At 67.3% G+C, this 14,750-nt stretch carries 1 protein-coding gene; it reads left to right on the plus strand.

Going from position 1 to position 14,750, the window contains the following annotated elements:
* Positions 1–78 precede the first annotated feature (78 nt).
* Positions 79–14,748, plus strand: a complete 14,670-nt coding sequence (locus CH292_RS14055; protein ID WP_094655038.1) for a non-ribosomal peptide synthetase — start codon at positions 79–81, stop codon at positions 14,746–14,748.
* Positions 14,749–14,750 lie beyond the last annotated feature (2 nt).

The raw sequence follows: 14,750 nt of genomic DNA on the forward strand, positions 1-14,750 counted from the left end.
GGCGTTTCGGGGCAGCGCACGCCACGTCCGGTTCCGAGCCTCCGCCAACCACGCTCCTTCGACCGAGAGAGCACTACTGTGGATTCGGCTGATTCAGTTGCGCTGAGCAGGACCGACACCGGGCACACTGTGACGTCCGCGCCGTTCCCGCTCACTGCTGCACAACGCGGGCTGTGGTTCGCCCAGCACTTGATGCCGGACGTTCCGATCACCATCGCGAACTACATCGACGTCCACGGCGAACTCGACGGCGACTTGATGCGTGGGGCGGTGGAGCAGGCTGCGGCCGAGCTCGGTGCGGGCTCGCTACGCCTGGTGGAAATCGACGGTGAACCACACCAGTACATCGACAAGTCGACCCGACACGAGTCGACGGATCTCGATTTAACTCAGGAACCCGACCCCGAGGCCGCGGCGATCGACTGGATGCAGGCCGCCTACTCCCGACCCATCGACATCATCGAGGGCCCGCTGATCCGAGCTGCGACGCTGCGCGTCGGCGCCGATCGAACGTTCTGGTACTCGCACGTCCATCACATCGCTCTCGACGGGTACGGCGCGGTCCGGCTGATGAACCGTGCCGCGGAGATCTACACGGCGGTTCAGGCCGGTGAGTCGCCTTCGTTCTCGAAGGCGGGCGCACTCGAGGACGTCTACGCAGCCGAGGACGACTACCGCTCTTCGTCGCGCTTCGACAAGGACCGCGAGTACTGGCGGGAGAAGACGAGCGCGCTGCCGGCTCCGGTGTCGCCGTCGGGCATCGTCGCCCCACCGGCACCGCGGTCGCGGATCTGCGGGGAGCCGCTACCGGAGACTCTCGAGAAGGCACTCACCCGCGCCGCGGACAGGCTCGGATCGGCGTTCGCACCGTTGGCCGTGTCCGCGGTCGCTGCGTTCCTGTCCCGTCTGACCGGCAACGACGACATCGTTCTGTCGCTGCCCGTTGCCGGACGCACGACGGCGGTGCTGCGACGCTCCGGCGGCATGGTGTCCAACGTCCTCCCGATCCGTGTGCGCATCGTGCCGGGAACGACCGTCGCGAGCCTCGTCGACGCTGTGCAGCTGGAACTGACCGGTGCTCTGCGGCATCAGCGTTACCGCGCCGAGGACATTCGACGCGACGCCGGTGCCAGCCAGGAGCATCGCGGGTTCTTCGGTACCGCCATCAACATCATGGCGTACGAACGTCAGGTGCAATTCGGGCGCGAAACGGGATACTTCAACGTCCTGTCCACGGGCCCGGTCGAGGATCTGTCGGTCAACATCTACCCACCTGTCGACGGCGGTGGCTCCCGTATCGACTTCGAGGCCAACCCCAACGTCTACAGCGCCGAGGCGACCGAGGACCTGTACCGCCGCTTCGTCCGGCTTCTCGCGCAGTTCCTCCACAGCGATCCGGACTTCGCAGTCACCGATCTCGACCTCCTCGATGACGCGGAGATCGACGCCGTGGTCCCCGCGCGCGGCGGACCGGATGCACCACCGATGCTGCTTCCGGACATCCTCGCGGCCGGTGTGGCACGGAACCCGGACGGAATCGCTCTCGTCGACGGCACCACCGAACTCTCCTACACCGAACTCGATCGGCGCAGCAACACCATCGCCCGGGCGCTGATCGCCCGCGGCGCGGGTCCGGACTCGGTGGTGGCCGTCGCGCTTCCGCGTTCCATCGACTCGGTGGTCGCGTTCTGGGCCGCCGCGAAGTCGGGTGCGGCCTTCGTGCCGATCGATCCGACGTATCCGCCCGAGCGGATCGGCCACATGGTCACCGATTCCGGTGTCCTGGTGGGCCTCAGCACCACAGCGTTGGCGGACTCTCTTCCCGACGCCGTGCACTGGCTCGGGATGGACGACCCGGGCTTCACCAGCGAGCTCGGGACACGCTCCGACGCACCGATCTCCGACGCGGACAGGCGGTCTCGACTCGGTCTCGACCACACGGCCTACATGATCTACACGTCGGGATCGACGGGGACACCGAAAGGCGTGCTCGTCGGCCACCGCGGTCTGTCCGTGTTCACCGCCGCTCAGCGCCCGGAACTCGCCCTGACGACGGACTCCCGCGTCCTGCGGTTCTCGTCGGCCAGTTTCGACGCCTCGGTGTTCGAGATGCTCGCCGCGTTCGGGGCCGGTGCCACGATGGTCGTCGCGCCTGCGGATGTTCACGGCGGCAGCGAACTGACGGAGCTGCTCACGCAGCACGCCGTCACACACATCGTCACTGCTCCTGCATTGCTGTCCACCGTCGAGGTGGAGAAGGTCGAGTCGTTGACGTCCGTCGTCGTCGGCGGTGACGTCTGCCCCCCGGACCTGGTGGACAGGATGCGGTCGCGAGCAGAGCTGCGGAACAGCTACGGCCCTACCGAATCGACCATCGTGATCACGATGACCGAACCCCAGAAGGATCCGCGGGCGATCACCATCGGGCGGCCCTTGCAGGGTGCGACCGCCGTGGTGCTCGATCGGTGGCTTCGACCCGTACCGGTCGGCTCGAGTGGTGAACTCTACGTCGGCGGACCAGGTCTGGCCCGCGGCTACCACAACCGTGAGGGGTTGACGTCGACCCGCTTCGTCGCGGATCCGTACGGCTCGGGTCAGCGCCTGTACCGCACCGGAGACGTGGTTCGGTGGCGTGTATCGAACACAGCGGGTGTGGATCTGGAGTTCCTCGGCCGCAGCGACTTCCAGGTGCAGCTTCACGGCCTGCGTATCGAACTCGGCGAAGTCGACGCCGTTCTGTCCTGGCATCAGTCCGTGGACTTCGTCGTCTCGACGGTGTCCCAACGCGGCGACCGATCCACCCTCGTCGCCTACGTCAAGACCAAGGCCGGTCACGAGTTCGATCGCGACGCCCTCATCGCATTGGCATCGGAATTCCTTCCCCGGCAGTCGGTTCCCTCCCTTCTGGTCGAGATCGACTCGGTTCCGATCACACCGTCGGGCAAGGTAGATCGATCTGCTCTGCCGGATCCGCTCGCCCACGTCGAAGCCGCGCCGTTCCGCGCCGCGAGCGATCCTGTCCAACAGATCATCGCCGACGCGATGGCGGAGGTGCTCGGCAAGGACTCCGTCGGCGTCGACGACTCGTTCTTCGCTCTCGGCGGCGACAGTATCGTTGCCATTCAACTTGTTTCGCGCGCCAAGGCGTCCGGGGTGGTGTTCACACCGCGGGACGTCTTCGAGCGTCGCACGGTCGCCGGCCTCGCCGACGCCGCAGTCAGCGACGCCGACCGAGTCCGGCTCGAGGAACTGCCCGGCGGCGGGGTCGGTGACCTGCCGCTGCTGCCCATCGCCGCGAGCGTCCTGGCGCGGGCCGAGCAGCCGACGGACCTCGACAACTTTCATCAAGCTCTCGTGCTGGTCGCGCCGTCCGATCTGAACACCGAGGATCTGGTGGCCGCGCTGACCGTGCTGATCGATCACCACGATGCGCTGCGGGCACGGCTCGTCGACGACGGTCTCGTAGTCGGGCCCACCGGATCCGTGGATGCTGCGGCCTTGGTGTCGACGGAGTGCTCGACTGTGGATTCGGGCGGCGATTCGGGGGGCGAATCAGGGACCGATCTCGAGGGCATCATTGCTCGCGCCGGTGCGCGGCTGCGGCCGCGGGATGCAGTGATGCTCCAGGTGGTTCACGTCACCGACCCCGACTGCCCGCGGATCGTGCTGGTCGCCCATCACCTGGTCGTCGACGGTGTGTCGTGGCGGATTCTGCTCCCGGATCTCGTCACGGCCTACGCGCTGCGCGAGTCCGGACCGACCCTCCAGCCGGTGGAGACCTCGTTCCGCCGGTGGGCTCATGCTGTCGACGACCTCCCGTCGCACGGGGCCGACGCGTGGCGCGCACTGTTGAGCGGTGACAACGCCCTGCTCGGGTCACGTCCACTGGACGCACGGGACACCGGGGCCACGACCCAGGTCGCCCAACTGGCCGTGTCGTCCGACATCACTCAGGCGCTGTTGGAACAACTGCCGAACCGCTATCGGATGGGTCCCGAGGACGCACTGCTCGCCTCCCTGGCGGTGGCCCTTCGGACGTGGAGGGGCCAGGCGTCGCACCTGGTCTCGATCGAAAGCCATGGCCGCGACACCGATTCGATTGCCGGTGCGGATCTCACCAGGACCGTCGGGTGGTTCACCTCCACGCACCCGGTGCGTATCGACGCGCCGTCCGGTCCCGATGCCGCTTCGGTCGTCAAGGCGGTCAAGGAACAGCTGCGGAGCATTCCCACCGAACCGCAGATGTTCGGGCTCCTTTCGGCGCGTGATGAATTCGCCGATTCGCCCGCGCCGCGGATCAGCTTCAATTATCTGGGCAAGGTGCCGGGGGGAACGCCGGATCAACCGTGGACACCGGACCTGACCGTCGGCAACGACGTCGGGAGCGGGTCTGCCCTGCGTACCGCGTACGAGCTGGACATCAACGCACTGGTACGCGGCGGCTCGTTGATCGTCCGCATCGGATTCCCGACGGGTGTGCTCGACGCCGCGGATGTCCGCCGTCTCACCGATCTGTGGTCCGATGCCATCACCGAGCTCGCAGAGCACGGCCGGGCCGAGGGCGTGGGGGAGTTGACGCCGAGCGACGTTCCACTGGTGACCGTCGACCAGGCTCGACTGAATCTGTGGCACAGCGAATTCGGGAACGTCTCCGACGTGTGGCCGCTCACCCCGTTGCAGCGGGGACTGATGTTCCACGCCGATCTGATGCGCGACGGGGTGGATCCGTACACCGCGCAGATCGTCTTCGATCTGGACGGCGTCGTCGACGGAGACCGTCTGCGTCGTGCCGCGCAGCGCCTGCTGGATCGTCACGAGAACCTGCGCACCGCGTTCGTGCACGACGCTGCGGGGCTCCCCGTCCAGCTGGTGGTCGACGACGTGGCCGTCCCGTGGCAGGAAGTGCGGACGGACGATGTCGCTGCGACCATCGCGGCGGAGCGCGGCCGTCGCTTCCACCTCGGTGACGCACCGCTCATCCGGTTCGCCCTGGTGCACGGGCCCGCAGGCACGCGCTTGGTGGTCACCAACCATCACATCCTGTTCGACGGCTGGTCCATGCCGATCTTGATCAAGGAGCTCCTGGTCCTCTACGCAGCCGACACGCAGATCGGGATTCCGGTCCGTCGGTACCGGGACTTCCTGGCGTGGTCGAGTGCTCGTCGCTCCGACTCGGATGTCGACCGCTGGGCCGCGCACCTCGCAGGCGTCGACGGCCCGACGTTGCTCGCGGGCCCACACGTTCCCAGCGGTCGGTTGCCGGAGGACGTCGACGTTCGCATCGACGGCTCCGTCCTGGCGTCGATCGCACGTGCGTCGAACGTCACCGTCAACACCGTGGTGCAGGCCGCGTGGTCGATCGTGCTGTCCACCGTCCTCTCGCGCGACGACGTCGTGTTCGGTGCCACCGTGTCCGGCAGGCCAGGTGATCTCCTCGGTGCCACCGAGATGCTGGGGCTGTTCATCAACACACTGCCGCTCCGCGTCTCGATCGACGTGCAGGACACCGTCGAATCGCTGACCGAGCGGGTGCAGCGCGAGCAGGTGGAACTGTTGGACGTCCACCACGTCGGACTCGCCGAGATCCACGCGGCGGCCGGGCGGAGCGCGGACTTCGACACCCTCGTGGTGTTCGAGTCCTACCCCGTCGATCACAGCGCACTCGACGCCGCGACCGACATCGCGGGCATGGCGGTCCGCGGTATCGACGTCTCCGATTCCACGCACTATCCGCTCACTCTGGTGACCGTGCTCGAGCCGACTCCGACGATGACGTTGCGCTTCTCGCCCGACGCCTTCTCCCGCGGTCAGGTGGCGACGTTCGCCGACCGTCTCCAGCGGGCCATCCGGGCCATGGCCGAGCGGCCCGAGGGGCGCGTTCTCGACATCGACGTGCTCGGCGAACTGGAGCGTCAGGCCGTCACGTCGGACTGGGTGGCGACCGAGGTCGACTGCGGCACCGACACTCTCGTGGATCTGCTCGGGCGGTCCTCGACGGTGTACGGCTCGTCCACGTGCGTGGTGTACGACGGCCACTCGTTGACGTACGACAACTTCGCCGCCCGCGTGCACTGCCTCGCGCGCTACTTGATCCGGTGCGGAATCGGCGCCGAGTCCGTGGTCGCGGTGTCTCTACCGAGGTCGATGGACCAGCTCGTGGCGATCCATGCCGTCGTGCATGCCGGTGCGGCGTATCTGCCGCTCGACGACACCTTGCCCGCGTCGCGTGTCGCCTACATGATCGATACTGCTTCTCCTGCACTGATTCTCGGCACCGATATCGAGACATCGGTGCCCTGTGCAGACCCGCGCACCCTGGATCTGTCGGCGTTCGCCACCGGTCCCATCGCCCAGCACGAGCGCCCCACACCGGTTCGCCCGGGCAACACCGCGTACGTCCTGTTCACCTCCGGCTCGACCGGACGACCCAAGGGCGTCGCGGTCTCGCACGCGGCCATCGTCAATCGGTTGCTGTGGATGCAGGACACCTATCCGTTGGACACGTCCGACGCCGTCCTGCACAAGACCCCGGCCACGTTCGACGTGTCGGTGTGGGAACTGTTCTGGCCCCACATCACCGGGGCGAGGACGGTCATCGCCGAACCCGGTGGCCATCGCGACCCTAAGTACCTCTCGCGCCTCGTACGAGACGAGTCGGTCACCACCGCCCATTTCGTGCCGTCGATGCTCGACCTGTACCTCGACCACGGCGATCACGAGGACACCGGTTCACTGCGCCGGATCTTCGCCAGCGGTGAAGCGTTGAGCCGCCGAACCGTGCAGCGTTCCCACAGCACTCTGACCGCCGAACTGCACAATCTCTACGGTCCCACCGAGGCCGCCGTCGACGTCACCTACCACCGCACCGACGCCGCGGAGACCGGGCCGGTACCCATCGGGGTTCCGGTCTGGAACACCGGAGTCCGAGTGTTGGACCACGCGCTGCGGATCGTCCCGATCGGAGCTGTCGGTGAGCTCTACCTCTCCGGTGTGCAACTGGCACGCGGCTACACCGGCAGAGCAGCCCTCACCTCCGAACGGTTCGTCGCCGACCCGCACGGCGACGGCCGGTTGTACCGGACGGGCGACCTCGTCCGCTGGACCCTCGACGGTGAGCTGCACTATTTGGGCCGCAACGACTTCCAGGTCAAGCTTCGCGGTCAGCGCCTCGAGCTCGGTGAGATCGAGGAAGCCCTGTTGCGCGCCGAAGGTGTCACGGCTGCCGTGGTCACCGTCCACGGCGAGGGGACCTCGGAGAAGCTGGTCGCCTACGTCTGCGGTGACGCCGAGACCGATGCCGTCCGGGCACACGCCGACGGCGAACTACCCGCGTTCATGGTTCCCACGGTGTACGTGCCACTGGCTCGTCTGCCACTGGGCCGCAACGGAAAACTCGATCGAAGTGCCTTGCCCGAGCCATCCGTCGGCCAGGCCGAGCACGTCGCACCCGACGGTGCAGACGAGACGGCCGTCGCGCAGATCTTCGCCGACGTGCTGGGAGTCGACGGTGTCGGTGTGACGGCGAGCTGGTTCGAACTCGGCGGCAACTCGCTGACGGCCACGCAGGTGGTAGCGCGCATGAACGCGGAACTGCAGGGCGATCTCGGTGTCCGGGACCTGTTCGAGGAACCGACCGTGCGCGGCCTGACGACACGGCTGAACCGCCCCTCTCGCAACGGCGGTGGTGGTCCCGCGCTCGTCCGTCAGGATCGGCCGGCGCACGTTCCACTCGCCCCCAATCAGCACCGGATGTGGCTGCTCAATCGGTTCGACCCGGTGTCCGGTGCGTACAATATCGCCGGCGCCGTCCGGCTGACCGGTGTGCTCGACGCCGAGGCGCTCGTCGAGTCGGTGTTCGATGTCGTCGATCGTCACGAAGCGCTCCGAACGTTCTACCCCGACTCCGAGCCCGGGAAGACCACGGCGACGGACGGCCCACGTCAGGTCGTCGTCGACTCGGATTTTCTCGATGTGAGCATCACGACCACGACCGAGGCCGGGTTGCCGGGCGCCGTGGCCGGGCTCGCGGTCCGCGGTTTCGACGTCACCGAACGACCACCCGTGCGCGCGGCGATTCTGCGTCTCGCCGCAGACGATCACGTGCTCGTCGTCGTCACCCATCACATCGCGGCCGACGGATGGTCCATGCGGCCCCTGGCACGTGACGTGATGATCGCGTACACCGCACGTGCCGCAACAACTGCACCCCGAAGTTCGACACCCCGAAGTTCAACACCTAAGTGGCCGGCCCTCGAGGTTCAGTACACCGATTACGCGCTGTGGAAGATCGAGTCGCTCGGTTCCGAGCAGGATCCGGATTCCGTTGCTTCGCGTCAATTGTCCTTCTGGCGAGGGGAACTCGCAGGTGTCGCCGATCACCTGCCGCTACCGATCGATCGGCCTCGCCCGCCGACCGCGTCGCATCGAGGCGAGACGGTCACGTTCGCGGTGGCCCCCGACACCCGACGCGCACTGACCGAGCTTGCCCGGCACTCCGGTGCGACCGAGTTCATGGTTCTCCATGCAGCGTTGGCGATCATGCTCGCGAGAGTGTCCGGGACGTCCGACATCACCGTCGGAACACCGGTGGCAGGCCGTGGAGAACGCGCTCTGGACGATCTCGTCGGAATGTTCGTCGGCACGCTGACTCTGAGGTCGGACGTGGATCCGGCCGCACCGTTCACCGATCTGCTCGCGTCGGTACGCGACCGGGATCTGGCCGCCTACGGCAACGCCGACATCCCCTTCGATCGTGTCGTCGAGGAGCTCACCCCCGTCCGGTCCACCGCGCATCATCCGCTGTTCCAGGTGATGCTGTCGCTGGAGGATCCGGTACCGACGGTCGAGCTGCCCGAGCTGACGGTCGCACCTCTCGCTCCGGTGGGCGCCGTGGCGAAGTTCGATCTGCAGCTGGCGTTCGAGTCGGAAGATCTGACGGGAACCCTGACCTACGCAACGGATCTCTTCGACGCCGGTACCGCTCGGTCCTTCGCCGAGCTGTTCCGGACGATCCTCGACGCGGTGGTCGCCGATCCTCGAACGATCGTCGGAGACATCGACCTGGTGTCCGTCGATCCGCTTCGCGGTACGCCGTCACTGCGACACCGCACCCTGCCCGACGCACTGTCCGCAGCCGTCGTCTCGTCCGCCGGCGGTACCGCGGTGGTCTCCGGCTCCGTCTCCATCGACTATCCGGCGCTCGACGACGCCTCGACCCGCATCGCCCGTCAGCTCATCGCGCGCGGAGCGGGCCCCGAGACCGCGGTGGCGATCGCGCTGCCGCGCGGAATCACCGCGATGACGATGCTGTGGGCGGTGGCCAAGACCGGCGCCGCGTTCGTGCCCGTCGACCCGCGCTACCCGCACGACCGAATTCTGCACATCATCACCGATTCCGGTGCGCGCCTCGGTATTTCGGACATCAACGGTATTTCGGAAACATACGGAAGCTTCGGTTCTGAGTCGGTCGGTGTCGACTGGATTCATCCCGACGAACTCGACCCGACGCTCGGTTCGGCGTTTCCGATCACCGACCGCGAACGCAACGCCGCACTGAGCCCCCACCATCCGGCCTACGTCATCTACACCTCCGGGTCCACCGGAACACCGAAAGGTGTGTCGGTCACCCACGCCGGGTTCGCCGACCTCGGCGCAGAATTGGTCGAGCGCCTCGGTCTCCACAGAACCAGTCGAACACTGCATTTCGCGTCACCCAGCTTCGACGCGTCGATCCTCGAACTACTCCTCGCGATCGGCAGCGGCAGCACGATGCACATCGCCGATCCCCAGATCTACGGTGGCGCCGAGCTCGCAGCGGCTCTCGACGGCGTCACCCACGCCTTCCTGACGCCCGCCGCTGCCGCAACGATCGACCCGGCGTCGGTACCGGACCTGCGTATCCTCGTCGTCGGCGGGGAAGCTTGCGGTCCCGATCTGATCTCCACCTGGGCCGATCGGGTCTCGTTGTTCAACGCGTACGGACCGACGGAAAGCACCGTCGTCGCGACGATGTCCGATCCGATGACAGTCGGTGCGCCGATCCGAATCGGAGCACCCACCCGAGGAATCGACGCGTACGTGCTCGACGCGCGCCTGCACCCGGTACCGACGGGAGTCGTCGGCGAGCTCTACCTCGGCGGCGGCGCACTCGCCCGCGGATACCACGCACACCCGGCGACGACGGCTGCGTCCTTCGTCGCCAACCCGTTCGACCCGCGCGGGCATCGGCTGTACCGCACCGGCGATCGGGTGCGGCGCGTCGGAGACGCCCTCGAGTACCACGGGCGCATCGACCACCAGGTCAAGATCCGCGGATTCCGCATCGAACTCGGTGAGGTCGACGCCGTCCTGACCCGCCACCCCGGCGTCGAACAGTCGGTGTCGATCGTGCACGCCGACAGCGTGGTGAGCTACGTCGTCGTCTCCGGCGCAGTGTCCGGAGGACATACAGAGCCATCCGAGATCATCGAGCACGCTCGGCGGTCGCTGCCGGCTCACATGGTGCCGCAGGCCGTCACGATCATCGACCGGGTGCCGCGCACGCCGACGGGCAAGACCGACCGGACCGCACTGCCGGCACCGGTGTTCGCGACCCGTGAGTTTCTCGCTCCTCGAACGCCCACGGAAACGGTGGTGTCCGAGGTGTTCGGGGCGGTGTTCGGCGCCGCACGCGTCGGTGTCGACGACGACTTCTTCGACCTCGGAGGCAATTCGCTCGTCGCCACTCGGGTCATGGCGCACGTCAACGAGCGGGTTGGCCGGGCACTGCCGGTGCGCGCGCTGTTCGAGGCTCCGACGCCTGCGCAGCTGGCCGTGGTCGTCGACGCCTCGGAATCGTCGGCGCTGCCTGCGCTGCGTCCAGGACCGCGGCCCGAGGTGATCCCGCTGTCCGCGGCGCAACGCCGAATGTGGTTGTTGAACCAGGCCGAACCGGCTTCGGCGGCCTACAACATCGCGTTCGCCGTGAGATTGAGCGGAGACCTCGATGCGGATGCCTTGGCCGCAGCCGTGCGTGACGTACTCGATCGGCACGAGTCGCTTCGGACCGTCTACCCCGTCTCCGGCGTCCCACATCAGGTGATCCTTCCGGCCGACGACGTCGAACTCGATCTCGCTCCGCAGGACATCGACGAATCGGCCGTTCTGGCCTCGGCTGCAGCGGTCCTCAATCGCGGATTCGACGTGACAGCAGCAGTACCGCTGCGCGGCAGTGTTCTTCGCACATCCCCGACCGAGTACGTACTGCTTCTCGTCGTTCACCACATCGCTGCGGACGGGCTGTCCATGGGCCCGCTCGCCCGCGACGTCGTCACCGCGTACGCGGCCCGCACACACGGCGCGCCGGCGCCGTGGGAACCGCTGCCGGTGCAGTACGCGGACTTCGCGCTGTGGCAATCGAACGTTCTGGGTTCCGCGGACGATTCCGAGTCCGTCCTGTCCACGCAGCTCGACTACTGGCGTACCCGGCTGGACGGCCTTCCCGACGTGCTGGATCTGCCCACGGACCGGCCGCGGCCTGCTGTCTCGTCGCAACGCGGGGCCGAGGTGGCGTTCGACATCGACCCGGCCGTCGCGTCGGCGATCAGGTCGCTTGCCCATCGCCACAGTGCCTCGGTGTTCATGGTCGCCGGCGCCGCTTACGCAGTCCTGCTGGCCCGGTTGTCCGGTACCACCGACATCCCGATCGGCACCACCGTGGCGGGTCGAAGCGCAGGTAGCCTCGACGACGTCGTCGGCATGTTCGTCGGAACCGTCGTTCTGCGCAACGAGATTCGGCCGGGGGAAAGCTTCGCCGATCTCCTCGACAGGGTGCGCAGCACCAACCTCGAAGCCCTGGAGAATGCCGACGTCCCGTTCGAGCAGGTCGTGGAAACACTGCGGCCGACACGCGCGACATCCCACTCCCCGCTGTTCCAGGCGCTGCTGGCGTTCGAACCGGATCGTCCGTCGACGCTCGAACTGCCCGGCCTCACGGTCTCGGAATTTCCGTACGAATCCGGCGTCACGCGATTCGATCTCGCTCTGACGCTGCGGGAAACAGCAGATGGCCTCGGCGGTTCCCTGCGCTACAGCACCGACCTGTTCGACGCCGCCACCATCGACGGCTTCGTGGATCGGTTCACGCGGATTCTGACGGCAGCAGTGGAGAACCCGGCGCAGGTCGTCGGCGACATCGACATCCTCGCACCGTTCGAACGCGAGCCAGTCCGCGGCCCGGACGCGGTCAGCCCCCGTACCCTCACTCAGTTGATCGGACAGGCCGTCGCGCAGAATCCCGACGGGGTCGCGATCCGCTGGAACGGGGAGGACCACACCTACCGCGAGGCCGACGACGCGTCGACCCGATTGGCTCGGGTGCTGCTCGGATACGGAATCGGCCCCGAGACCGTCGTCGCGATCGGGCTTCCCCGCTCGGTGGATTCGGTTCTGACCGTGTGGGCCGTGACGAAGACCGGCGCCGCCTACGTGCCCGTCGACCCCGCATATCCGCAGGATCGACTGCAGCACATGGTCTCCGATTCCGGTGCAGTCATGGGCATCACGCTCACCTCGCACCGCAGTGCGCTGCCGGGCGACATCACCTGGCTCGAACTCGACGACCCGGAGATCCGCAGCGAAGTGGAGCGGGCACCGCGTCACGCCGTCGCAGCGGAAGAGCTGAACGGCGTCGCCGGACTCGACAGTGCGGCGTACATGATCTACACCTCCGGTTCCACCGGCCTGCCCAAGGGCGTCGTCGTCTCGCACCGGGGACTCGCGAACCTCGCCGAGTCCAGGCGCGAGGTGCACCGCATCGAACAGTCGTCGCGGTTCCTGCACAACACCTCACCGAGTTTCGACATGGCTGTCGGGGAAATGGTGTCCGCCCTGTCCGCAGCCGCAACACTGGTGGTGTCCCCACCGGAGATACTGGGCGGCGACGAACTGGCCGCGTTCCTGCGCGACGAGTCCGTCACCCACACGCTGACGACCCCCTCCACTCTGTCCACGCTCGATCCGAGCGGCCTGGACACCGTGCAGGTCGTCTGCGTCGGCGGCGAGGCGTGCAGCCCCGAACTGATCGCGCGGTGGGCGCCGGGCCGAATCATGGTGAACGGCTACGGACCCACGGAAGCCACGGACATATCGACACTCGGCGAGATCACCGCCGACGCTCCCATCGACATCGGCAGGCCCGTCGCCGGCCTCGTCGCTCACGTTCTCGACGGACGCCTCCACCCGGTGCCCGACGGCGTGCCCGGCGAACTGTACGTCGGCGGCCCCGCCGTCGCACGTGGCTATCACGGCCGGCCAGGGCTGACGTCGACACGATTCCTCGCAGATCCGATCAGCGGCGGCCGCATGTACCGGACCGGGGACATCGTCCGCCGCACACCCGACGGTCGGCTCCGGTACAGCGGGCGCAGCGACACACAGATCAAGATCCGCGGGTTCCGCATCGAGCTCGGTGAGATCGACGCCGCACTGTCGACTCACCCCGGCGTCGACTTCGCGGTGACCGTCGGCCACGGCATGCCGTCGGGCGAGACGGTGCTCGTGTCCTACGTCCTCGGCGACCGAGACGCGGTGCAGGGTGACGCGGTGCAGGGTGACGCACTTCGGAGCTACCTACGGAAACGGCTTCCCGGATACATGATTCCGGCGTCCGTCACATATCTGACGACCGTCCCCCGCACACCGACCGGAAAGCTCGACGCCGGTGCGCTTCCACCACCCGACTTCGGCCGCGACACCGGCCCGAACAGACTCCCGTCCACGGCGACCGAACGGCTCGTCACAGAAGCATTCTCGGAGGTACTGGCAGTGAACGACATCTCGGTGACAGACGACTTCTTCGACCGAGGCGGGTCCTCGCTCACGGCGATGCGTGTGCTCAGCAAGCTGAGGGCATCGACCGGCACGGCTCTGTCCCTGCAGGCACTGCTCGCCGAACCCACGCCGGAATCGATTGCGACACTCCTGGACTCCGGATCCGACGGCAGCTCGTCGTTCGACGTGGTGTTCCCGATCCGCACCACAGGCGACGGGGTACCACTGTTCTGCATCCACCCGATCGTCGGACTGTCCTGGTGCTACAACGGACTCGACAAGTACACCGACCGGCCGATCTACGGCATCCAGACCCCAGCGCCGTCCGACCTGCCGGACAGCCTGGACGCCCTCGCACAGCGCTACATCGACGAGATCGAGAAGATCCTCCCGGACGGCCCCTACCACCTGCTCGGATGGTCACTCGGCGGAACGATCGCCCACGCCATGGCCGTCCGCCTCCGGGCCCAGGGCAAAACCGTCGGATCCCTGGTGCTGCTGGACAGCCATGCAGTACAGAACCAGGACGTCTGGGAGACAGAGCTTCCCGCCGCGGACCTGCTCGACGCCGTCGGAATCACCATGCCCGGTATCGACGGATTCGGACCGGACGGGGGGCAGCGCATCCGCCTCGATTCGCTCCCGTCGCTCGTCGCGGGATCGGGCATCATCGAGACGCACGAGGTGGAACGGCTGATCGCTGCCGCACGACACAACCACGAGTTGGCCGTCGGGCACACCCCCGGCGTCTACGACGGTGACGTCCTGTTCGTCAGCGCCGGGCACGAGGAACTGCACGGACTCGCGACGTGGCACCCGTACGTGACCGGCGATATCTCGAACTTCTCGGTGTCGCACACGCATTGGCAGATGACGTCGCCGTCGGCGCTACGCGCTGTCGGTCCGCTCGTGGCACGGCACCTCGAGGTCGGCGCGTGAGG

The sequence above is a fragment of the Rhodococcus sp. 14-2470-1a genome, from assembly GCF_002259425.1.
GTDB lineage: Bacteria > Actinomycetota > Actinomycetes > Mycobacteriales > Mycobacteriaceae > Rhodococcoides > Rhodococcoides fascians_E.